Source organism: Streptosporangium sp. NPDC051023 (assembly GCF_040689595.1).
Lineage (GTDB): Bacteria > Actinomycetota > Actinomycetes > Streptosporangiales > Streptosporangiaceae > Streptosporangium.
In genome coordinates this window covers 14136-35317 of record NZ_JBFBCE010000067.1, presented here as the reverse complement: position 1 = coordinate 35317, position 21182 = coordinate 14136, and the positions used below count along the sequence as shown (strand labels likewise).

Genomic DNA, 21182 nt, shown 5'->3' with positions numbered 1-21182 from the left:
CTGCCTTCGCGCCGACTGGGTCAGAGGCCGTCTGGGGAACCGGACGGATCGGTAGGGGCTGCGGTGGTCAGTGTGGTCAGCCTCAGGATCTTGGCGGCGTGGCCACGGGCTTGTTCCATGAGGGCAGCGGCCCGCTCGGCTGTGGTGTGGCCTTGGGCGACCTGGTCGTCCAAGTATCGTTGGAAGGCCCGTATGCCCGCGGTGATCTGCTGCCGGACTTCCTCTGCCGTCGCCTCCAATGTCGTCTGTTCGTGCAGGGGCCGGGCGGCCATGGTGCGCCCCCGTTGTCTGTCGGGCCGGATTACAAGGTGGTCTTGGCCTCGGTGAGGGTCTTGTGGACGACGCCGACGGAGACCTTCACGCCGGTGGCGATGGTGCGGATGGATTCGCCGCGCTCGCGGCGGGCGAGGATGGCGGCGCGCTTGTCGTCATCGACCACGAGCCTGCGGCCGCCGATGCGGCCGCGAGCGCGGGCGGCCTCCAGGCCGTTCACGGTCTTGCGGACGATGTCGCGGCGGCGGTCTTCGGCCAGGGCGAGCGCCAGGTCGAGGATCAGGGACCGCTCGGTGTGCTCGCCGGCCGCGATGCCCTCCAGCACCTTGACGCCGACGCCGCGCTGGAACAGGTCGTTCAGGACGATGAGGCCTTCCAGGAGGTTGCGGCCGAGGCGGTCGACCTCCTGGACGCACAGCAGGTCTCCGTCGCGGACGTAGGACAGGGCGGTCAGGAGATCGGGCCGGTCGTCGGTGGCGAGCTTGCCGCTGATCTTCTCCTCGAACATCTTCCAGCAGATCGGATCGAGGGCGTCGTGCTGCCGCTGGGTGTTCTGCTTGTCGGTGCTGACCCGTACCAAGCCGATGAGCGCCATCGAAGAAGCGCCTTCCGTTCATCAAACGCGCCGTGAGAAGTAGTTGAACACTACTGGAAAATGAACGGCAAGATGAACGCTTTGGCGGGGTGCGGCGATTCGTCCGGACGTGTTCGGGCCGGTGTTCGGCAGACGTTCGTTAGATGAACGCCCGGCCGCCTGCGCCGGTCCGCTCCGCGGTGTCTTCCTGCCGCCTTTGGGCTGCCTCCTGGCCAGCGGCTATCTCACCTCGCGGCCCGTTTCTGCCGTATTCCGGTGGCACCCCCCCTTGGCCCGTCGTCAGCGGCCGCGTCACCGCCTTGGCCCCGGATCCGGCCATGTCGACTCCGCCGTCGCCTGGGTCGCCGCTCACACTGTCCTCGTCCAGGAGTACCGAGACCGCCATCAGTCGGTCGGCGGCTGTGGCGACCGACTCTCGATTTCCCAACGACCCAGGTGGGCAGCCCCGCCCCGTCACCGGCGGGCCTTGTGCCTTCTCGCGCGTGCGCACGCGAACGCCTCGCGAAACTCTCCCCGAGCCGAGGTCAGGTCGCCCCGTCTTCGTATTGCCCCCACCGTCCGCGGGCGCGTCCTGCTCTGCGGGGAACAGTTCCAGCCCGTCGCCAGTGAAGGTGACGTCGGCGATGGCGAACGCGGCCGACTCGCTGCAGCGGCCCATCAGCGTAAACCCAAGCACCAGGGCGGCGCGGTCCCGCAGCCCGTCGGGGTGTCCAGGGCGGGTGGCGTCCAGCATCCGGCGCAGCACGTCGAGTTCGGCCGGGGACCTTGCGGGTGCGCTGCCCGGTGTCTGCTGGCCGGCGGCGGTAGTCGCCCAGCCGGATCCCGCCGCAGGCGGACATCGCCTGCAGCCAGGCCTGGTCGACGACGATCGCGGCGTCGGTCGCGACGATCCACGGTCCGCGCCCGGGAGCGGCACGATCGCAGGTGATGGTCGCCCGCAGCAGGTGCGGGCGCTCGCCCGGAGTGAGGACCGCTCGCCACCCGGGCACCGGGGCAAGGTCGTCGACGTCGTGAACGCCCAGCAGCGGCAGGCCGTGACGCAGGAACCGGGTCAGGTAGGCGTTGGCCGGGGCGTCGGCCTTTTCCACGTCGGGAAACAGCGGTTCCATCAGCAGCCCCGCGGCCGCCGGACCACCGGCGGCCGCGGTCACGGTGGGGATCAGGCGCATGCGTTCCATCACCGCGGCGACGTTGAACACCACGTCGCTGTCGGATGCGGCCGAGGGTGCGCAGGCGGCGTGGGCGAAGAGGATGTTGGTGACCGTGCCGCCGCCCGGGGTGGGGTGGCGCACGGCCAGGACGCTGACCGGCTCGGCATCGGCATCGACCAGCCGCTCGCAGCGCATGCACCGGGCAGGCCCGGGATCGGGCCCGGACCGCAGCGCGTTGACCCTGTCCGCCGTCAAGATCGACGCGACTTCGTCACTGATCTGGATGTCCCGCATGCCTGGACGCTACGACGCCGCGCGATCACCTGCCACTGTCATCGTCGTCTTGGTCGCCGGTGGATACCGGGGCACTGTTGACGACCATGTCGCCGGGCAGGTCAGGTACGAGGGAGATCACCACCCAGGATCCTCCCGGGCGGATGAGGCACCGGTTGCGTGTGCTCTTCTCAACGTGGGTTCTCCGGGACGGTCCTGGCGAGGCGAAGCGAGATCGGTGTGGCTCTTCTCAAGTGAGATCGCGAGTCAGCCTGGAGGCCCGGCGCACGACCAAGAAGTACGGTGCGCCGGTACCGAATCGACCGGGCGCCGCGAGCGCATGAAGGCCCAGACCTGCCAGTCCCCGGCCGACGCCGCACCCTTGAGATCACGTCAGGTGGCCCCGGGCGCGTGGAGTGTGCGGCGAACGGCGTCGCAGAGCCAGTGGTGGGCTCCGTCGGCTGCATGGCGGGGGTGCCAGGCCATGCCGATGATCAGGGGCGGCAGCGGCAGGGGAATGTCGAGGAGGCGCAGGCCTAGGGCGGTGGCGATGTGGGTGAGAGGCGATTCGGGGTTGCCTGGGAGTGCGGCGGGGACGAGGCAGACGACGTCGCTGCGGACCGCGAGGGTCATCGCCGCCAAGTGGCTGGGGAGGACGGCGGTGACGCGCCGGCGCAGGTTCCGCTCGGCCAAGGCGGTGTCGAGAGGGCCGGTGAACTGGCCTCGTCGGCTGACCGCGACATGTTCGGCGGCAGCGAGCCGTACTGGATCCAGGGCCTCCCCGGCGAGGGGGTGGCCCGGGCGGACGGCCGCCACCATTCGGAGCGTGACCAGTTCTTCGACCTGGGTCTCCGGGTCCACGTGGTCGATGGATCCGACCTCCAGATCGATCCGGCCGTCGCGGAGGGCCGGACCGGCCTCCAACTCCTCTGCCCGGAGCCGGAACGAGACGCCCGGCGCCTCCTGCCGGGCCAGGCGCAGCAGTCCGGGGGCCAGCGCCGCACCGACCAGGTCGGCGGCCTGGAGGGTGAAGGTACGACACAGGGTGGCGGGGTCGGTGCCGTCGGCGGGGCTGAGTAGCGATCCGAGGCGGCGCACCACTGCGGCGGCTTCGTCGCGCAGAGCCAGGGCGCGGGGGGTGGGGACCATGGCCTGTCCGGCCCGCACCAAGAGTGGGTCCTGGAGGGTACGGCGGAGGCGGGCAAGGGTGCGGCTCATGGCGGCGGGGGAGGTGCGCAGGCGGGCTGCAGCGCGGGTGACGCTCTGCTCGGTCAGCAGGGCGTCCAGCGCGACGGCAAGGTTGGCGTCAAGGGCCGAATGCGGGCTGTTCACCAGCGTAATTCCATTTCAGGCAATATCTCCTTGCTGAAGTTCCCATTGTGGCATCACTGTGGCGCTCCTCAGGATGGAGGCGTACCCACCCGACACGAACCCTTGAGGTCTTCATGATCGTCATCACTGCGCCCACCGGGAACATCGGCCGCCACCTGCTCACCCGGCTCCTGGAGTCCGCTCCCGCCGCCGGTGAGGAACTGCGCGTGATCGTGCGTGACCCCGCACGGCTGCCGGACGCGGCACGCGAACGCATCGAGGTGGTCACCGGCTCGCACGGCGACGCAGAGGTGGTCGACAGGGCCTTCGAGGACGCGGACGCCGTCTTCTGGCTCGCCCCCCCGGATGCTTCCCTGACCCCGGAGGATGCCTACACCGGCTTCACCCGCCCCGCCGCGAGGGCGCTCGCCGCCCATGGGGTCGGCCACGTCGTCGGTGTTTCCGCCCTCGGCCGCGGCACCCCGCTCGCTGGCCGCGCCGGACTCGTCACCGCCTCTTTGGCGATGGACGACCTTCTAGCCGGCACCGGTGTCGCCTACCGGGCCCTGGCCAACCCGTCCTTCTTCGAGAACCTCCTGGAGGAGGCCGCCTCGATCCGCGACAAGGGCGTCTTCACCGACGCTGTCGACGCCGACCGCAAGGCGCCCCTCGTCGCCGTCGCCGACATCGCGGCCGTCGCCGCCCGCCTGTTGCTGGACCGCTCATGGACCGGCACCGGCAGCGTCCCGGTCCTCGGACCGCAGGACCTGTCCCCCAACGACCTCGCCCGCATCATGACCGAGCAGCTCGGCCGCCCCGTCCGCTATGAACGCCAGCCGCTCGACGAGCTGCGCGCCAACCTCGTCGGCTATGGCCTCGACGAGGCGTTTGTCCAGGGCATCGTCGACATGAAGCGGGCTAAGGACGAGGGCCTCGATGCCGGCATCGCCCGCACCCTTGACACCGCCGGCCCCACCACCTTCGAGCACTGGTGCGCCCAGACTCTCAAGCCCGCCGTCCTCTCCTGAAGCCACCAGCCCTTTTGCCGTCGCGCATGGCGCCCATGGCGTCAAGACCACCCACCACTTGGGAGACACCAATCATGCCCGTTGAGAAAACCGAACCGCCGGTCACCGCGTTCATGCTCGTAAAGACCACACCCGAGTGGCTCGCACTGACCGTCCCGGAGCGGGTCGACGCCTTCACCACCCAGGTTGTCCCCACGATCGAGGCCAGGACCAGCAGCGTCCGGTCACGCTTCTACGACACGGAGTTCTACTCCGCACGTGTCACCGATGTCTGGGTCTGGGAAGCGGACGATCACCACGCCTACCAGCTCCTCATCGACGCACTGCGCGAAACCCCGTTCTGGGACCGCTACTTCGAGGTCGTCGACATCCTCGTCGGTACCGAAAACGGTTATGCCCGCAACTACCACGTCGACCCCGCTGCCACCATCAGCACCTGACACACTGCTCCGCATCAGTGAACGTGTGGCTGTTTAGCATGCCGAAGGTTCGGTGGCGCTGTTCGAGCGGTCGGTGGTGTGGCTGCAATGGCCACCAGGTTGATCAGCCCGGCCCGCCGCGAGTCCGCGGATGAGCGGTTGCAGACGCTGCCCCGCCTGGAGCGGGCCTCCAAGCTGGTGGCCAGGGCTGGCCGGGTGCTGATCGACCAGTTCGACCAGTTGCGCGCTCAAGGCGTGCCGGTGAAGGACAAGGACGTGGCCCGGCTGTCCCCGCTAGGCCACGCCCGTCTCAACTGCCTGGGCCGCTACGCGATCGCCTCGTCGTCCCCGGAGCGGGGCCTGCGGCCGCCGGGGCCGACACCGCCGCCCGAGGACGATTCCGTCGCCGTCGTGGATGAGGACGGCGTCTGACGCGCCGACCGCTGATCATCGTTGGGGTGTCGCGGTCAGGGGCGCGCTGGTCATGGCACCACGACAAGTCGCCTGCCCTGGAGATCGGTCCGCTGCCAGACGGTCTCGATGTCGCTCAGCGGAACCTTCTCCACATCGAAGGTGAGCTCACCGGACCGCGCCCACGTCACGATCTGCCCGTACACCTCGCCCATGATCTGCGGGCCGAGGCCCTTAGCCGCTCCGTAGATCTCCACGCCGGAGGTGCGCAGACTTGCCGCTGCAAGGGGGAGTTCGGTCCCGGCCGCCTCGCCGACCTGGATCACCCGGGTCGGCTTACCGAACGCGAACGACTGCGGGACTAACGAACGCAGCAGGATCGCGGTGGGCCTGCCCCACAGGTAGTCCACGACGATGTCGTAGCCGTCCCCCTTGGCGTCGCTGTACGCCTGCGCCAGCGCCTCGTCGGAGACCGCGGTGTTGATCACCGTGTCGGCGCCGATGGCTTGCACCTCGCGCAGTTGCTTGTCGTCGCGGCCGGTGGCGACGATCCGGCCGGCGCCGAGCAGCCGAGCCACCTTGACCGCGAGCCGCCCCGCGACCCCGGTGGCGCCCTGCACCAACACCGTCTCCCCGGGAACGAAACCCGCGGCGGTCGTGATGGACATGCCAGTGATGGCCGACCCCAGCACAGTCGCCACGGCTGGGTCGATGCCGTCGGGGATCGGGGTGAAGGAGGCGCGGGGCACCACGGACTTCTCGGCGAGCGCGCCATAGGGCGGGCGGATGTTGCCGAACCCGACGAGGGTGCCGTCCGGCAGGGTGCCGATGCCGTCGAAAGCGGGGATCATCGGCAACTGGGCAATGAACTTCTTGCTCGCGTAGTGCGTGCCGGCCGCGATCAGCTTGTCGACGTTCTCGATGGCGACTGCCTTCACCTCGATGAGGACCTCATCCTCGGCCGCGACCGGATCCGGGAAGTCCTCATATCGCGGAACGCCGCCGACCTCGTGCAGCACCGCCGCCTTCATCCCAGCTCCTGACCGAAGAAGCGGGCGATGCGGACCTGCCACCCTACAAGCAGGCGGGGCGGCCTCGCGGATGAGTGGTTGAACCGGTGGTTGTGCCAACGGTGATGCGCGACTAAGTGCTGCCATGCACGGCCATGGCGGGCCTTACCTTGGTGGCCGGCCGACCGCTTGGCGTGAGCGGGGACACCCGGAATGCGATGGGTCGCCGCGTGCAGCAAGCCGCGGAGCGAATGCCGGTGGATCATCGTCGTCCTCCTGTGAATGTGCGATGTGCGATGTGCGCGTGCGTACACGACCCGCGCCTGCCCGCGTCGAATCGCATCTCTCTATCACTGATAGGGAACTCTAGCACTGATAGAGTTCCTTGGGGAGGTATTCGGAATTGGCTTTGGACAGACAGCGGATCGTCACCGAGGCCGTCGCCCTGCTGGACAGCGAAGGGCTCGACGGCGTAACCACACGCAAACTAGCCGCACGGCTCGGGGTGCAGTCGCCGACCCTCTACTGGCATATCCCGAACAAGGCGGCCCTGGTCACCGCGATCGCCGAGGCGATCCTCGAGCAGCAGTTCCCCGAGCTGGCACCGCCCGCGCCGGAGGAACGCTGGCAGGACTGGCTGATCGGCCTGGCCGAGCGGCTGCGCCGCGCACTGCTGGCCCATCCGGACGGCGCCCGGGTCATCTCAGCCTCCCAGCTGTCCCTCAAGATGGCCGCGATCTCCGAACTGGCGATGAGCGCACTGCTGGGACGAGACATCCCCTTGCGGCAGGCGCGCCTGATTGTGTTGACGGTGGAGCGCTTCACCGTCGGTTACGTTCTGGAGGAGCAGGCCCCCCGCCCGGACAAGGACGCGTTGAACGGCTTCGACATGACCGCATACGCCGCGGCGTATCCCACCGTGATGGCCGGCGTGACCGAGTACTTCCAGCCCGGCCGCACCGTCGACGACCTGTTCCGCGACTGCCTGGAACAGATCATCCAGGGTCCTGCGGCACAGTCTGGCTCCACGTCCTGACCGGTCAACCACTCCGCAGGCGAGTGAGCACACTCACGACAGGGCGGGGCTTGAGCAACAACGGAACGGTCAGTGGCGGCAGTGGGCTGAAGGTCGCCGGGCTACCGCCACCGGCCGTCCGAATGCCGTTCGCCGGGTTGCTCGACCAGCTCGATGGCGAGGACGTCGAGGGCTTCGTTTTCGGGGTCGTAGATGTGGGGGATCCCGGCGAGCTGCTGGTCACGAGGGCTGGTCGAGTTGACCTTTAGGGCCTTCGGCGTCAAGCATCTCCGAGGCCGCAGGTTCTCGTTCTCCCGGCAGACATCGCCCATCCAGTTCGTCGCAGCGACCGCCGCCAGCCGATGCTCACCCCTGTTGGTGGTGCGTGAGCAGTTGAGTGAGCAGGCGGGTCAAGGTCTGCCTATCCTCGGCCGGAAGCGGTCCGAGTAGGTCGTCCTGCACCTTGTCAAGTGCTCGGTCCATGCGTTGCAGTTGCCGATCACCCGCCATGGTGAGGGTCACTATGTTGCGCCTTCGGTCATCCGGGTCCGGCGTCCGCTCGACAAAACTCTGCTCGGCCAGTTCGTTGATCGCCGCCACGACGTCGCTGCGGTCCATGTTGCACCGGCGCCCAAGATCGGCCTGACTGGCCGCCCCGAATTCGTCCAACGCGGCCAGGATGCGGTAGTGGTATCCACGCGCACCCACTTCACCAAAGCCGTCGGACGCCAACCGGTGGGCGTGCAGTGCCAGCTGGGCGAGCAGCCAGCTCGGCTTCGCGGTCAGGCGTGCGGGTGTCTCTTCCACGACAGCCACCATACATCGTTGGCGTGGCCAATGAATCTGCGTATAGTTGGCGACGCCAATGTTGGATATCCCAACGAAAGGGATGTCATGTCCACGGATACTGTGATCACCGACCTGCTCACCCGCTTCGCGCGTCTGCTCGACGAGGAGCGATGGGAGGATGCCGCTATCGTCTTCACCGACGATGTGGTGGTGCACTCGCCGCGCGGGGGCGAACTCCGCGGCAGCGACAAGGTCGTCGACCATATGCGACGGGCTGAGGTCGAGGGGCAGCATCCCCAGCACACGACCACTGACCTGCTGGTGAACATCTGTGGTGCGCACCACTGACAAGCATGTCGTCTGGGTAGCGGTCGGATGACGCTTGGGAGCGGAATCAGTCGATTGCGCCCCTTACAGCGGATGGCGCCGGAATCCTTTCGGAACCTGGTGCAACACCGCGCGGATCCATTCAGGGCCATCCGCCCTTTCGCCCCCTCCGTTTCGCCTAGGGGGCGCCGTGGCTGACCTGTTGTACCTCCGGCATTTGACCGTCAACCACGCCATCGTCATCGAACGCGACGACGAGGACGAGGACGACACCTGGATCGCCGAAGGCCGCCACCGCCTCACGGCCATATTCGAAACCGGCACCCGTTACACCGTCACCGTCCGCACCGACTTCATCGCCTCCGAAACCGACACGTCCGAACATTTGGGCACCGAATGAATCCCCCTGGAGTTAAGATCATGATCAAGCCGTTCCGCATCGACATCCCCCAGGCCGACCTCGACGACCTGACCGACCGGCTCTCCCGCACCCGTTGGCCCAACGAGGTCGCCGATGCCGGGTGGGACTACGGCTTCCCGCTGGCGCGGCTCAAGGAACTGGCCGAATACTGGCGCACCGGCTACGACTGGCGCGAGCACGAAGCCAAGCTCAACGAGCTTCCGCACTTCACCACCGAGATCGACGGCCAGAACATCCACTTTGTCCACGTCCAGTCTTCGAAACCGGACGCGCTCGCACTGATCCTCACCCACGGCTGGCCCGGTTCGTTCCTAGAGTTCCTCGACGTGATCGAGCCGCTGTCGCGCGACTTCCATCTGGTGATTCCGTCCATCCCGGGTTTCGGCTTCTCCGGGCCGACCTACGAGCGCGGCTGGGATATCGTCCGGGTCGCGCGGGCCTGGGCTGAGCTAATGCGCCGTCTCGGGTACGAGCGCTACGGCGCGCAGGGTGGCGACTTCGGTTCGGGCATCTCAATGGCGCTCGGCGCGGTGGCACCCGAGCAGGTCGTCGGGGTGCACATCAACTACCTGCCGACCCGGCCGGTCCCGGACGTCGACATTGAACTGTCCGAAACGGATAAAGCTCGGCTGGACAAGGTCAGGCAGCTGATGGCGAATCGTCCGCCGTACCAGGCTCTGCAGGCCACCACCCCGCAGACCATCGGCTACGCGCTGACCGACTCGCCGGTCGGCCAGCTGGCCTGGATCGCCGAGCGCTTCGCACAGTGGACGGACCCACGCTCGCAGATCAGTGACGAGCGGATGCTCACCGACATCTCGCTGTACTGGCTGACCGCCACCGCGGCTTCCTCGGCGCGGCTGTCCCGCGAGACTCCGCGGCGGATCGAGCCGTGCCCGGTACCGGTTGGCGTGGCGGTGTTCGCGCACGACATCACTCAGTCGGTGCGACCACTGGCCGAGCGGCTGTACGACATCAGGCACTGGTCGGAGTTCGAGCGCGGCGGCCACTTCGCCGCGATGGAGGTGCCGGAGCTGCTCGCTGAGGACGTCCGGGACTTCTTCCTTAACCGTATCAAGTACGACTACCGGGTCACTACCCGCTAGCGCTTCGTTCCTCAAAGTAGGTAGATAAAACGGCGTCGGCGCCAACCAGACTCGGGAGCCGAACGGCCCCAGACTGGGGTTGAGGAATCCAGGAACAGCGGTTGGCGCCGAGAACGATCATGCTCGCGAGGATATCGGCGCCTCCGGCGCCCAGGACATCGGTGGGCCTGCCGGCGAAGCTCCTTACAATCGCCGGTGTCGCGGGGGATCGCGAGGTCCGGTCACACGACCAGGCGCAGCCAGGCCTCCGCGAGTGCGGCGTGACCGGCCGGCGTCGGGTGTACGCCGTCCGCAGCCCAGTACTCCGGCCCGGTCGTCGCAGCGAGTTCGGCGAACATGCTGTCGGCGGGAAGCAGACGGGCACCGTACTTGTCGGCGAGTTCCTGCACGGCCTGGATCTTCGAGTTCAGGTCGGCGCGCCATTCCTTTCGTTCTTCCTCTCCGATGAACGCGGGCGCGACACCGGCCTCGACGACGCCGTGGATCGGCAGGAGGAACGGCTCGATGAGGATCAGCTCCGTGCCCGCCTCGGCGAGAGGCGCGAGCAGGCGGTCATAACCTGCTTCGAACTCCTCCACGGGGATCACGTACCCCTTCGGGTCTAGCGTGTGCCAGCCCATGTCGTTGACCCCGACGAGGATCGACACCACATCCGGGTGCGCGTCGAGCACGTCCGCCTGCCAGCGGGCTTCGAGGTCCATCACCTTGTTGCCGCCGATCCCGGTGTTCAGCCAGGTCACGGGGCGGTCCGGATGCCGGAGGCCCCACTCGCCCGCGATGCGCAGCGGGTAGCCGAACCCGAGGCCGTCTTCGCTCTCCAGCCGTTGGCAGTCGGTGATCGAATCGCCGGTGAACAACACGGTGCTCCCAGGTCGGAGGGTGATCGTCATGTGTGCTCCTTGAAATCGGTTCGGGAAAAGGAAGATTCACCAGGGAATGGAGTACTGCTCAGCTCTCCGAAGTGCCGAACCACTGGCTTACGGCCCGCTCGAACGCTTTCTGATCGAAGTCGCGATCACCCGCCCAGACGACGATGCCGTCCGGCCGGACGAGCACGGCACTCAATCCGAGGTCGTTCTTCGCCGGCCCGGCTGCATACCGCATCCGGCTCTCCCGGCCCGTTGCCGAATCACGCAGACGATGGTCGGTGCTGAAATCAAGCGCGACGCCTCGTCCGTCCTGCATCAGGTCACCGAGGCGAGTGCCGTCCTCAAAACGAAAGTCCGGGGCGTTGCGGCCGACCAGCGGCTGCTCGCTGCCGAGTTCGTAGCGGATCGACGATCCCGACATCTTCTCGAACACGTAGGTCGTTCCGCCCCGAGTCCCGAGCAGGTCGCGAATCAATCCCTGGACCGCCTGGGCATGCGGGTCCGGTTTCATGGCCGCAGCCTGGGCGCGCGTCCAGTCGAGCACCCATGCGCCGATCGGATGGCGTTCGCGGCTGTAGGTGTCGAGGAGCCCGTCCGGCGCGTGCCCGTGCACGGTCGCCGCGAGCTTCCACCCTAGGTTCATGGCGTCGCCGATGCCGGCATTGAGTCCCTGTCCGCCCAGGGGTGAGTGGATGTGCGCAGCGTCGCCCGCGAGCAGGACACGTCCCTGCCGGTAGGTCGTCGTCTGCATCGCCCGGTCGGTGAAGCTCGAGACGAGATGGACCTCGCTCAACGTCACGTCAGTGCGAGACACGCGGCGCAGCACCGCCTGGAGGTGGTCGCGAGTCGGCTGCTGCGAGCGGTCGAAGGCGCCGCAGTCGAACTCCATCATGCCGATGTGCCCTTCGGTGGGCATCTGGACGTACATACCCGTGGGCGTCAGGTTGATCCCGGGGCGTAGCTTCTCGGGGTCGGCGACGGTGACGAGCATGGTGTAGCCGGTGAACTGCGGCTCGGTGCCAACGAACTCGAAGCCCTCGAGACCACGCACCGCGCTGCGTCCGCCATCGCAGCCGACGAGCCAGCGCGCCGCGTACTCGTGCTCGCCGGCGTGCACGATCACGCTCTCCTCGTTCTGTGCGATGGCTGAGACCGTGACGCCGCGCCTGATCTCCACGCCCAGCTTGGTTGCCCGCTCAGCCAATACTGACTCGATCGCCTCGAGGCTGGTCAACATGAAGTCCGGTGCCGGGCCGGGAAGCCGGAACGGCAGGGCAGTGACGTCAACCTTGGCCGGATCGAGCATCATGCCGGCGAAGTGCCCCACGCTGCGAGGGGGTGCCGGCTCGTCCGCGTCGGGGTTGGCACCGGGATAGTCGTTGACGCCCGACGCCGTCAGCAGCGGGTGCAGCATCCCGCGGCGGTGGAACGCCTCGACCGACGTTGCGGACAGGCCCCGCATCCCGAGCGGGTCCGCCTTCCACGGGGAGCCGGGTTCCGGCTCTCGCTCGAGCACCAGGACGGAGCAGCCTGCGAGGCCAAGCTCGCAGGCGAGGAAAAGACCGACCGGGCCGGCGCCCACGATCACTACGTCATGCATGAGAAATCCCCTTCCGGAACTTGCTCTCCGCGACAGGCCAAGACTGCGGCGGACCGCTCACACGGGACGCCCACGGCGCTGACATGGTCGCTGCCCTGATGTGAGGATCCGCCGGTGCGTACGCGAAGATCGGGGAATGGACGGGGATGCGCGGCTTCGCGTCACGCTGCTCGGCGCCTTTGAGGTGTCTCGCGGTGACACCGCCCTGCCCGTTGCGGGTGCGCGGTTGCAGAGTCTGGTCGTACGGCTGGCGCTGGCCGGCGGGCGAGTGGTCGAGCAGGGCGTCCTGGTCGACGCGATCTGGGCCGAGGATCCGCCGGCCGGCCCCGCCCATGCCCTGCAGGCTCTCGTTTCGCGGCTGCGCCGGACCCTCGGCTCGGCTGGCGACGTCGCACAGGTCGCAGGCGGCTACCGGCTGGCCGTGGACGCGGCCGACGTGGACGCGCTGCGGTTCGAGCAACTCGCCGCAGCCGGCCGTGACCGCCTGCGCGCCGGCGACCCGAACGCCGCGGCGGCGGTGCTCGGCGAGGCCGTGGCGCTGTGGTACGACCATCCCGGCGCCGAGCCCACGGTCGTCGCCGCGGTAGCGCCCGCCGCCGCGACCCGGCTGGCCCATGCCTCGGTCGAGGCCGTCGCCGACCTCGCCGACGCCGAGCTGGCGCTGGGGCGTGCCGACGATGCCGCCGCCCGCCTGACCGCCCTGCTCACCGAGCACCGCGTCCACGAGCGCGCCGCCGCGCTGCTCATGGACGCGCTCGCCGCCCAGGGGCGCCAGGCCGAAGCCCTGGCCCTGTACGAGCAGGTCCGCGAAACCCTGGCCGACGAGCTCGGCACCGACCCGGGCGCCGCCCTTCGCGAGCGCCACCTGAGCCTGCTGCGCGCCGAGCAGCCCGCCCACGCCGCGCGGACCAGGCCGGGCAACCTGCCCGCGCCGCTGACCAGCTTCATCGGCCGCGACGACGACCTCGCCCGGATCGACACACTGCTCGTCGGCGGGCGCCTGATCACCGTGCTCGGTCCCGGCGGTGCCGGTAAGACCCGGCTCGCCGTCGAAGCCTCCCGCCGCCACCGGCACGAGTACCGCGACGGCGCCTGGATGATCGACCTCGCCTCAGTCACCGAACCGGCCAAGGTCGGCGCGGCGCTGCTGGCCGCGATCGGGCTGCGCGGCGGCGCGATATTCGAGGTTTCGGCCAAGCTGCGCGGCGACGTCGTCAGCGAGTCCGCCGGCGAACTGGACGTGCTGGCCGACCAGCTGGACGGCCAGGAGAGCCTGCTCGTGGTGGACAACTGCGAGCACCTGATCGACGCCGTGGCGCACCTGATCTCGGCGCTGCTGGCCCGCTGTGCCGGGCTGCGCGTGCTGGCCACCAGCCGAGAGCCCCTCGCGGTCGACGGCGAGGCGCTGGTGCCGCTCGGCCCGCTCGTGCTGCCAGGCCCGGACGATGGCGTCGAGCAGGCCCGCCGTACGGCGTCGGTGCGCCTGTTCACCGAGCGGGCAGCGGCCGTGCGGCCCGGGTTCGACGTCGATGAGCACAACCTCGGCGAGGTGCTGCACATCGTCCGCAGCCTGGACGGCATGCCGCTCGCGCTCGAACTGGCCGCAGCCCGGCTGCGCACCCTCTCGCTGGCCGACCTGGCCGCCGGGCTGTCCGACCGGTTCCGCCTGCTCACCACCGGCAGCCGGACCGCCTCCCCCCGGCACCGCACGCTGCGCGCGGTCATCGCGTGGAGCTGGGACCTACTCGACGCGGACGCGCGGACGATGGCGGAGCGGATCTCAGTCCTGCCCGGCGGCGTCACGCCGGCCTCGGCCACCGCGGTGTGTGCCGGCACCGCGGTGTCGACTGGTGAGATCCCGGAGCTGCTCGCGGGCCTGGTCGACCGTTCGTTGCTGCAGCTCGCGCCGGACACCGGCCGGTACCGGATGCTGGAGACGATCCGCGAGTACGGCCTGGAGAGCCTGGCCGAGCAGGGCGCCCTGACCGGCATGCAGGACCTGGCCGCCAACCACTTCACCGAGTTGGTCGCCCGCTACGACCCGCTGCTGCGCGGCCCCGAGCAACTCGACGCGCTCTACGTGCTGCGTGCCGAGTACGACAACGTGCTCGCCGCCCTGCGCCACCTCTGCGACAGCGGTGACGCCGGCGGCGCGATCGGGCTCGCGGTGAACCTGACCTGGTACTGGCAGATGCTCGGCCGGCACCCCGAAGCGGCCTACTGGCTCGGCAAGGCGGTCGCGGTGCCGGCTGAGCGGCCGAGCGTGGAACACGACATCGCCGAGGGACTGTTGCTGCTCAACACCATCGCCACCCAGGGCACGCCGGTCGACGACTCGATCAAGGAGCGGCGGGCGCTCATCGACCGGCTGCTGAGCTATCCGGAGTTGCCGGGCTTCGGCGGCGCGCTGGCCGCGATCGGGCTGGCCTGCCTGGTAGAGATCGAGGCGTCGCCGACGATCACCCAGCGGCTGGTCGACGGGCCGGACGTGTGGCTGGCCGGGCTGGCGCGCATGTTTCGGGCCCGGTTCGCCGAGAACGAGGGCCAACTCGATCCGGTTCGCGGCGACGTGACCGCCGCCCTGGAGTGCTTCGCCCGGGCAGGCGACCGCTGGGGCCTGGCCAGGGCGCTGCCGCTACGCGCGCTGCTGCGGCAGTACGACGGCGACCTCGACGGCGCACTGGCCGACCTGAACAAGGCCAAACGGCTGGCCCGCGAGTTCGGGTCGCTCAGCCTCAGCGACGAGATCTTCATCGACCTGCGCCTGATCGATCTGCACGTGCGGCTCGGCGGAACCGCGCGGGCGACCGAGATGATCGCCGCGACCCGGGAGCGCGCGCTGCGCTCGGCGTCACCCGAGATGGCGGTTCTGCTCGACGCGCGGGAGGCCGACCTGAAGGTGCGGCTCGGTGACCTGGAGCGGGCGCGCGAGCTGATCGAGCCGGCCGAAGCTGGGCTGTCCGAACACCCCCCGTCCGACGGCTGGCAGGCGCTGGTCGGCGCGGTGCGAGGCGCGCTCTGTCTCGAGCTCAGCGACGGGCCAGGCGCCGAGGAGACGCTGGGTCGGGCGTACGCGGCGGCGGTCGCCAGCAAGGACATGCCGATCGCGGCGACAGTGGCGGTGACCGTGGCCGGCCTCGCCGCGTGGTACGGGCGGCACCGGGACGTGGCCGTCATACTCGGCGCGGCGGCCCGTCTACGGGGCGCCCACGACCGCACTGATCCGCAGATCCGCACGCTGAGTGGCCGCGGCCAGGCCGCGCTCGGCGACGAGCGCTTCGCCGAGGCGTACGAGATCGGCTGGCAACTGGCCGTGCCGGTGGCCCTGACTCTCGCCGATCCGGCACGGCTGCACCGCACGGCGGACAGCGCCGCACCTCCCGAGCCGGGCGGCGCCCAGGCGGAACGGGCGTAAGCCCGCAGCGCCACCAGCAGCCCGGCCTTCCAGCGAATAGAGCCGCGCAGCCGGGACGGCCGGCACCGTCCCGCAGTCGGCGGCGTCCCAGACGAGCCCGTTGACGTCCTCCAGGGGGATGCGCCTGAGGTCGCGCCGCGGCTTCCTATCCGTCGGTCTGCTCGTGACTGGTATTCATCTCGTGGGACACCACGACGATGTGCGCGTACTTGTCCTTGGCGCCGTCGGGCCGGTCGAACCAGGACGCGTCACGGATCGCGGCCTACAACCGGCCGCTGGTGAGTAGCGCAGTGCCGTATGGGAGATCGGCGAGTTCGTCGGGCCGTTCAGCCGGTTCGGGACGGCGTGCCCCCAGATCCCTCCCAGGCGTCCAGAAACGGACACCTTCCACAAACCTCCATCCAGAAAGTCGATGCAGCGAAGCCCCGCTGTTCTGTTTGCCATTCTCGACCCCCAAGGATTAACCTAGGAAGGTTAGTTTTAAACTAACCTCTCAAGGAGAAGGGTGGTGCGCGTATGGCGCGGGCCGGGTTGACGGAGGACCGGGTGACGCTCGCGGGCGCCGAACTGGCGGACGAGGTCGGGCTCGACCACGTGACCATGTCGGCGGTGGCGCGGCGGCTCGGGGTGAAGGATGCGAGCCTTTATGCGCACGTGCGCGGCTTGGAGGACCTACGCGGGCGGATCGCGCTGCTGGCAGCGGACGAGAAGACCATCCGCATCGCCGAGGCCACCGCCGGGCGGGCGGGGAAGGACGCGCTGGTGGCGTTCGCGAATGCCTGGCGGGCGTACGCCCATACCCACCCTGGCCGGTACACCGCGACGCAGATCCCGACGCAGGTCGATCCCGAGCTCGCGGCCCGGGCGCCCGGGCCGCGACGTGCGGTCGAGCTGACCTACAGCATGCTGCGCGCCTACGCGCTGGCCGAGCCCGACCTGACCGACGCGGTCCGGCTGGTGCGCAGCACGCTCCACGGCTTTGTCAGCCTCGAGGCCGCCGGCGGGTTCGCACACACACGCCCGGCCGAGGACTCCTGGGCCCGCTGCCTCGACGCCCTGCACACTCTCCTGGAGCACTGGCCCGCACCCCGTGAAGGAGTCCCCTCATGACCGACCCGACCACAGGCCGCCTGCGAGTGGACGGCGCCACCCTGCACTACGAGGTGCGCGGAAGCGGTCCGCTCCTGCTGCTGATCCCCGGCGGCGCGGGCGATGCCGCCTCCTTCGACGGCATCGTCGACGACCTGGCCGCCGACTACACGGTCGCGTCCTACGACCTGCGCGGTATGTCCCGCAGCCCGTTGGACGACCCGCAGGCCACTCAGCAGGTCGCGCAGCATGCCGACGACGCGTTCCGGCTGCTGGAGCTGCTGTCTCCAGATACGGCCGCCCGCGTGGCCGGCTGTAGCTCAGGTGCGATCGTCGCGCTGCACCTGCTCACCGCCCACCCCGAGCGGATCGAACGCGTGGTGGCGCACGAGCCGCCGGCCGTGGAGGTGCTACCGGACGTCGCCGAGCACCGCGCGCTGCTCGCCCGAGTCCAGGACACGTTCCGCCGAGACGGGCTGATGCCCGCGGTGATCGAGTTCGCGGCAGGCCTCAGACGGCCGGGTGCCGAGGAGCCCGTCGCCGCCGAAAGGGTCACCGAACTGCCGCCGCAGGCGGCGGCACGAGCTGAGCGAACAATGGCGAACATGCCCTACTTTCTCGGGCGTATCGTGCCGAGCTTCATGGCCTACGCCCCGGACGTGGATCGTCTGGCGGCCCTGTCGGACCGGCTCGTGCTCGCGGGCGGAGAGGACTCGCGCGGCGAACTGCCCTACCGTCCCGCCGCCTTCTTGGCCGAACGGTCCGGCACGAAGCTCATCCATTTCCCCGGTGGGCACACGGGTCTCAGCACGCACCCCGCGGAGTTCGCCGCGCTGCTCCGCAAGGTGCTGAGCGCCTAGAAGGGGGCGGCACTGGCGACCTCGCATAATCAGGTGTCGCCTATTCGATGCTTTTGATGCCGATGGCTGTTACTCAGCGTGATCGCCGCCTGGTGCGTAGCGGCTCCAGGGGCTCCCGACGGTGGCGGCGATGCGGCCGGTCTGCTCGTTTGCAACAATCCATGAAACACTGTTTGCGATCTTTGTGGCTTCAGTGCAGTACGAGAGCCATATGGCGGAGTGACCTGTGATCTTTGGATGACTGGGTGGGTCCCCTGGTGCGCCTTCGACCGCACCCCGTCTGGTTGCCCTGGTTCGCGCCCGAGCATGCTTCGAACACGAGCGAGCGGCCGCAGCCTGATTGATTTCACAACTCGGTACCCATGACCTGAGAACTGCCCTGCAGGCTTCCCATTGATCGTTTTATCGGGGATCGTCACGGTGTTGTTCCCCGTGGGTCGCATCGTGGAAGGCGGCGTGCTATTCGGCGCTGTGGCCGATGCGGTAGATGGCGGGGTTGACGAAGCCCAGGTCGTGTTCGGAAACCGCCCTTGTTCCGTGTGTCTCTGGTTGGTGTGCTGGTCAGGTTGTGAGGTGCGAGGCGAGTTGCTCCCACTGCTGTATGGGCGGAATATGCGGTTCGGCGGTCAGGAGGTGGAGGCTGACGTGGTCGGCTCCGGCGTCGAGGTGTTCTTGGATGCGGTGGGCGATGTCCTCAGCGCGACCGTGGGCCACGATCGCGTCGACAAGCCGATCGTCGAGCGCGTCTGGGGATGGGTATCCAAGTCCGCGCAGTAGTTCGCGGCGGTTGGGCAGGGCGGCTGCGGTCGTGGTGCGGGCCAGTTCGGTGGTGTGTGTGCGGTCGTGGCTGAGTACGCACAGTTGGGTGACGGCCAGGAGGCGGTCATCTCCGAGGATCTTACGGGCGGTGCGAGTGTATTCGGTGGGCATGCCCAGCACGGTCGCGCCCCAGGCGCGTTCGGCGGCCAGGGCGAGCAAGCCAGAGTCCAGGGCAGCCAGTACGCGGTGCGGTGAGGTAATCGTGCCGGGTGGCCCGAATGGGGCCGTGTCGAGCGCGTCGAGGTAGGAGCACATGGTGGCCAGGGGCGGCCCGAAGCGGTGGCCGCGGACGTCCTCGGCCAGGCTCGGGTGACTGTCCCACAGGCCGAGCAGGAATCGTCCATGGAAGGCATCTTCGAGGGTGCGTTGTGCGGCGGCGGCCGTGACCGCGTCACGCGCGTAGATGTCGGCCATGCCGGCGGCCACGGTGATCTGCTGGGTGGCCGCCAGCAGCAGAGCGGCCTGAGCCATGGCCTCTCGTCCCGTGGTCTCGGGGAACCACAGGGTGCCATAACCGAGGTCTTCGATCGCGGCTGCAGCCTGGCGGACATCGGCTGCGGAGAGGGTGTCGAAGTCCCCCGCCCAGATCCCGACACGTCCGAGGTCGGGTGTGCGGGCGTTCACGCGCCCTGGCCTGCGGTGCGCGCGGCGTCCAGGAACGCGGAGATCTGGGCGGCGCCGGTGCGCTCCAGCCAGGTGGAGAAGTCCATCGCAGTAGGGTGGATTCGCCGGGTGGCGGTGATGTCCGCGCGGTAGCCGCGTTCGTTGAGCCATTCGTTGGCGTAGGCGAAGTCCTCACTCAGGGCCCGGATCGCCTCGATCGGGATCTGGACATAGGGCAGCGATATCCCGAGCGCCTTTTCGATGGCCGCTGCGACCTGTACCGGCGTGAGCTCGTCGGCGGCCAAGGAGACTGCCCGGCCGATCCATTCCTGGGAGTGGGAGAACACCAACTCGATGACGGCGCCGACGTCATCGACAGCCATGATCTGCTGGGGGGTGTCCGGTGCGATCCCGGTGGACAGGTTCCCGTTCTGCAGCGCGTATCCGCCGGTGAAGTTCTCCATGAAGGAGACCGGCCGCAGGATTGTCGCGGGCAGGCCAAGGTGGGCGATGTGCTGCTCGATCCGCCACTTGCTGACCAGGTTCGACGGCACCTTCTCGCTGAGGTGGCGGTCCGCGCCGGCGACCGAAGTGAAGACCAGGTGCCCGACGCCGGCGGCGTGCGCGGCCTCGGCGGCGTTCACGCCCCAGCGCACCTCGTCCTCGGTGGTGAAGTCCGGTGCGGTGCCGGGCGAGCCGACCGTGGGCTGGACACTGAACAGCCCCCAGGCGCCCTCGGCTGCGGCGGTCAGGGAATCGATGTCCTCCATCCGCGCCCGCACCACCTGCGCACCGGCTCGCGCCAGTGCTTGGGCTTGTATTCCGTTCGGGTCACGGGTGAGCGCACGCACCCGCCAGCCGCCGCGTAGCAGGTGGTGCGTCACGGCCCGGCCCTGCAGGCCGGTCGCTCCCACCACCACGACGGTCTTGTTCGTCGGCGTCACTGTCTCTCCCTCGCGTCCACACAGAATAGGAGCCATTCCCATAAATGGGGTGGCCCTCCAGTTATCGTTCGCTACGATATGGAGGACCACCCCACTTATCAAGTCGCCAGGAGTGCCCCGTGTCCAAAGACGCCGCCGTACCGCCCCGGCAGCGGATGCGCGCCGACGCCCGCCGCAACGTCGACCGGATCGTCGCCGCCGCCGGGGCCCTCATCGCCGAGCACGGCGCCGACGCCTCCCTGGAGGAGGTCGCCCGCCGCGCTGAAGTCGGCTCAGCCACCCTGCACCGGCACTTCCCCTCCCGGCAGGCGCTCCTGGAGGCGGTCTTCAAAGACCGCGTGGCCGCGCTCTGCGCCAAGGCCGACGACCTGCTCTCCGCCCCCGATCCGACAGAAGCGCTGTTGACCTGGCTCCGCGCCGTCGGCGCACACGCAGTGGCCAACCGGGGGCTGGGCGCGTCACTAATGCGCGGCGGTGACCCGACCCTCGGCAGTACCTGTCACGACATGATCATCAACGCCGGTGATGCCCTCCTCGCACGTGCCCGAACGGCAGACGCCGTGCGCCCCGAGATCGCCATCACCCATCTGCTCAAGCTCGTCAGCGCCATTGCCCTGGCCACCGAGCAGAACCCCGACGGCCCAGTCGAAGCCGACCGCTTGCTGGCGATCGCCATCGACGGCGTGCGCGCACACTGACCTTCTCCATCACCAAGGTGTCGTAGCCATCGGCCGTCAGGGCGTCGAGCCGGAGCCGAGGGTTTTGGTCACGGGTGGAGACGCGGGCATAGGCCCACACGTGTCCGGTCATTGAGGTCTCCCGGCCATCTGGAAACATCACGTTCCGCTCGTATT

22 protein-coding genes are annotated in these 21182 nt (G+C 69.0%); 11 read left to right on the top strand and 11 right to left on the bottom strand.

Annotated elements, in window-relative coordinates; genetic code table 11:
- Nucleotides 1-20: 20 nt before the first annotated feature.
- From AB0395_RS33955 to AB0395_RS33940, 4 genes are all read right to left on the bottom strand, one after another.
- Complete coding sequence (locus AB0395_RS33955; RefSeq protein WP_366288101.1) at nt 21-272, bottom strand: hypothetical protein; 252 nt, start codon at nt 270-272, stop codon at nt 21-23.
- 29 nt (nt 273-301) lie between these two features.
- Nucleotides 302-868: a recombinase family protein gene (locus AB0395_RS33950; protein ID WP_366288100.1), complete on the bottom strand. Its 567-nt coding sequence runs from the start codon at nt 866-868 to the stop codon at nt 302-304.
- A gap of 524 nt (nt 869-1392) precedes the next feature.
- On the bottom strand, nt 1393-2313 hold the full coding sequence (locus tag AB0395_RS33945; RefSeq protein ID WP_366288099.1) for a hypothetical protein: 921 nt from the start codon (nt 2311-2313) through the stop codon (nt 1393-1395).
- 372 nt (nt 2314-2685) lie between these two features.
- On the bottom strand, nt 2686-3624 hold the full coding sequence (locus AB0395_RS33940) for a LysR family transcriptional regulator (protein ID WP_366288098.1): 939 nt from the start codon (nt 3622-3624) through the stop codon (nt 2686-2688).
- A 113-nt stretch (nt 3625-3737) separates the two neighbouring features.
- On the opposite strand from AB0395_RS33940, the gene AB0395_RS33935 reads away from it, so the two are divergent.
- The 3 genes from AB0395_RS33935 (at nt 3738) to AB0395_RS33925 (ending at nt 5482) form a co-directional block, all read left to right on the top strand.
- On the top strand, nt 3738-4631 hold the full coding sequence (locus AB0395_RS33935; protein WP_366288097.1) for an NAD(P)H-binding protein: 894 nt from the start codon (nt 3738-3740) through the stop codon (nt 4629-4631).
- A gap of 74 nt (nt 4632-4705) precedes the next feature.
- Nucleotides 4706-5071, top strand: a complete 366-nt coding sequence (locus AB0395_RS33930) for a darcynin family protein (RefSeq protein WP_366288096.1) — start codon at nt 4706-4708, stop codon at nt 5069-5071.
- Between the two features lie 87 nt (nt 5072-5158).
- Nucleotides 5159-5482, top strand: coding sequence for a hypothetical protein (locus tag AB0395_RS33925; RefSeq protein WP_366288095.1), 324 nt, complete (start codon nt 5159-5161; stop codon nt 5480-5482).
- A 50-nt stretch (nt 5483-5532) separates the two neighbouring features.
- Here AB0395_RS33925 and AB0395_RS33920 read toward each other — a convergent pair whose 3' ends face one another.
- Nucleotides 5533-6492: a zinc-binding alcohol dehydrogenase family protein gene (locus tag AB0395_RS33920; protein WP_366288094.1), complete on the bottom strand. Its 960-nt coding sequence runs from the start codon at nt 6490-6492 to the stop codon at nt 5533-5535.
- A 382-nt stretch (nt 6493-6874) separates the two neighbouring features.
- Between AB0395_RS33920 and AB0395_RS33915 the strand changes: the two genes are divergently transcribed.
- The gene (locus tag AB0395_RS33915; protein WP_366288093.1) at nt 6875-7507 is read left to right on the top strand and encodes a TetR/AcrR family transcriptional regulator C-terminal domain-containing protein; all 633 of its coding nucleotides are present in this window, start codon (nt 6875-6877) and stop codon (nt 7505-7507) included.
- 101 nt (nt 7508-7608) lie between these two features.
- On the opposite strand, the gene AB0395_RS33910 is transcribed toward AB0395_RS33915, so the two are convergent.
- Nucleotides 7609-7770: a hypothetical protein gene (locus AB0395_RS33910; RefSeq protein WP_366288092.1), complete on the bottom strand. Its 162-nt coding sequence runs from the start codon at nt 7768-7770 to the stop codon at nt 7609-7611.
- Between the two features lie 82 nt (nt 7771-7852).
- Nucleotides 7853-8293 carry a MarR family transcriptional regulator gene (locus tag AB0395_RS33905; protein WP_366288091.1) on the bottom strand — a complete coding sequence of 147 codons (441 nt, stop codon included), beginning with the start codon at nt 8291-8293 and terminating at the stop codon, nt 7853-7855.
- A gap of 87 nt (nt 8294-8380) precedes the next feature.
- Here AB0395_RS33905 and AB0395_RS33900 point away from each other — a divergent pair, with 87 nt between their 5' ends.
- The 3 genes from AB0395_RS33900 (at nt 8381) to AB0395_RS33890 (ending at nt 10129) form a co-directional block, all read left to right on the top strand.
- Entirely contained in the window at nt 8381-8623 is a 243-nt protein-coding gene (locus tag AB0395_RS33900) for a nuclear transport factor 2 family protein (protein WP_366288090.1), read from the top strand.
- 169 nt (nt 8624-8792) lie between these two features.
- A complete protein-coding gene (locus tag AB0395_RS33895) occupies nt 8793-9002 on the top strand; it encodes a hypothetical protein (RefSeq protein ID WP_366288089.1) in 210 nt (69 codons plus the stop codon).
- A 20-nt stretch (nt 9003-9022) separates the two neighbouring features.
- Nucleotides 9023-10129, top strand: coding sequence for an epoxide hydrolase family protein (locus AB0395_RS33890; protein ID WP_366288088.1), 1107 nt, complete (start codon nt 9023-9025; stop codon nt 10127-10129).
- Nucleotides 10130-10350: 221 nt separating this feature from the next.
- On the opposite strand, the gene AB0395_RS33885 is transcribed toward AB0395_RS33890, so the two are convergent.
- Both AB0395_RS33885 and AB0395_RS33880 read right to left on the bottom strand, forming a co-directional pair.
- Complete coding sequence (locus AB0395_RS33885; protein ID WP_366288087.1) at nt 10351-11019, bottom strand: SGNH/GDSL hydrolase family protein; 669 nt, start codon at nt 11017-11019, stop codon at nt 10351-10353.
- A 58-nt stretch (nt 11020-11077) separates the two neighbouring features.
- Complete coding sequence (locus AB0395_RS33880) at nt 11078-12598, bottom strand: FAD-dependent oxidoreductase (protein ID WP_366288086.1); 1521 nt, start codon at nt 12596-12598, stop codon at nt 11078-11080.
- Between the two features lie 136 nt (nt 12599-12734).
- Here AB0395_RS33880 and AB0395_RS33875 point away from each other — a divergent pair, with 136 nt between their 5' ends.
- The 3 genes from AB0395_RS33875 to AB0395_RS33865 all read left to right on the top strand — a co-directional run bounded on the left by AB0395_RS33875 (nt 12735) and on the right by AB0395_RS33865 (nt 17962).
- The gene (locus AB0395_RS33875) at nt 12735-16013 is read left to right on the top strand and encodes a BTAD domain-containing putative transcriptional regulator (protein WP_366288085.1); all 3279 of its coding nucleotides are present in this window, start codon (nt 12735-12737) and stop codon (nt 16011-16013) included.
- Between the two features lie 516 nt (nt 16014-16529).
- Nucleotides 16530-17123 carry a WHG domain-containing protein gene (locus AB0395_RS33870; RefSeq protein ID WP_366288084.1) on the top strand — a complete coding sequence of 198 codons (594 nt, stop codon included), beginning with the start codon at nt 16530-16532 and terminating at the stop codon, nt 17121-17123.
- A complete protein-coding gene (locus AB0395_RS33865) occupies nt 17120-17962 on the top strand; it encodes an alpha/beta hydrolase (RefSeq protein WP_366288083.1) in 843 nt (280 codons plus the stop codon). Before AB0395_RS33870 ends, AB0395_RS33865 begins: the two co-directional genes overlap by 4 nt.
- 561 nt (nt 17963-18523) lie before the next feature.
- Here the strand turns inward: AB0395_RS33865 and AB0395_RS33860 are convergent.
- Nucleotides 18524-19405, bottom strand: a complete 882-nt coding sequence (locus AB0395_RS33860; RefSeq protein WP_366288082.1) for a TIGR03620 family F420-dependent LLM class oxidoreductase — start codon at nt 19403-19405, stop codon at nt 18524-18526.
- On the bottom strand, nt 19402-20328 hold the full coding sequence (locus AB0395_RS33855) for an NmrA/HSCARG family protein (RefSeq protein WP_366288081.1): 927 nt from the start codon (nt 20326-20328) through the stop codon (nt 19402-19404). The genes AB0395_RS33860 and AB0395_RS33855 overlap by 4 nt, the downstream gene beginning before the upstream one ends.
- Before the next feature lie 119 nt (nt 20329-20447).
- Between AB0395_RS33855 and AB0395_RS33850 the strand changes: the two genes are divergently transcribed.
- Nucleotides 20448-21026, top strand: a complete 579-nt coding sequence (locus tag AB0395_RS33850; RefSeq protein WP_366288080.1) for a helix-turn-helix domain-containing protein — start codon at nt 20448-20450, stop codon at nt 21024-21026.
- Nucleotides 21027-21182 lie beyond the last annotated feature (156 nt).

What these genes read in the sequence shown, in the direction of transcription:
- AB0395_RS33955 (WP_366288101.1), bottom strand. Translation starts at nt 272, where the DNA reads ATGGCCGCCCGGCCCCTGCACGAACAGACGACATTGGAGGCGACGGCA.
- AB0395_RS33950 (WP_366288100.1), bottom strand. Translation starts at nt 868, where the DNA reads ATGGCGCTCATCGGCTTGGTACGGGTCAGCACCGACAAGCAGAACACC.
- AB0395_RS33945 (WP_366288099.1), bottom strand. Translation starts at nt 2,313, where the DNA reads ATGCGGGACATCCAGATCAGTGACGAAGTCGCGTCGATCTTGACGGCG.
- AB0395_RS33935 (WP_366288097.1), top strand. Translation starts at nt 3,738, where the DNA reads ATGATCGTCATCACTGCGCCCACCGGGAACATCGGCCGCCACCTGCTC.
- AB0395_RS33930 (WP_366288096.1), top strand. Translation starts at nt 4,706, where the DNA reads ATGCCCGTTGAGAAAACCGAACCGCCGGTCACCGCGTTCATGCTCGTA.
- AB0395_RS33925 (WP_366288095.1), top strand. Translation starts at nt 5,159, where the DNA reads ATGGCCACCAGGTTGATCAGCCCGGCCCGCCGCGAGTCCGCGGATGAG.
- AB0395_RS33920 (WP_366288094.1), bottom strand. Translation starts at nt 6,492, where the DNA reads ATGAAGGCGGCGGTGCTGCACGAGGTCGGCGGCGTTCCGCGATATGAG.
- AB0395_RS33900 (WP_366288090.1), top strand. Translation starts at nt 8,381, where the DNA reads ATGTCCACGGATACTGTGATCACCGACCTGCTCACCCGCTTCGCGCGT.
- AB0395_RS33890 (WP_366288088.1), top strand. Translation starts at nt 9,023, where the DNA reads ATGATCAAGCCGTTCCGCATCGACATCCCCCAGGCCGACCTCGACGAC.
- AB0395_RS33885 (WP_366288087.1), bottom strand. Translation starts at nt 11,019, where the DNA reads ATGACGATCACCCTCCGACCTGGGAGCACCGTGTTGTTCACCGGCGAT.
- AB0395_RS33880 (WP_366288086.1), bottom strand. Translation starts at nt 12,598, where the DNA reads ATGCATGACGTAGTGATCGTGGGCGCCGGCCCGGTCGGTCTTTTCCTC.
- AB0395_RS33875 (WP_366288085.1), top strand. Translation starts at nt 12,735, where the DNA reads ATGGACGGGGATGCGCGGCTTCGCGTCACGCTGCTCGGCGCCTTTGAG.
- AB0395_RS33870 (WP_366288084.1), top strand. Translation starts at nt 16,530, where the DNA reads ATGGCGCGGGCCGGGTTGACGGAGGACCGGGTGACGCTCGCGGGCGCC.
- AB0395_RS33865 (WP_366288083.1), top strand. Translation starts at nt 17,120, where the DNA reads ATGACCGACCCGACCACAGGCCGCCTGCGAGTGGACGGCGCCACCCTG.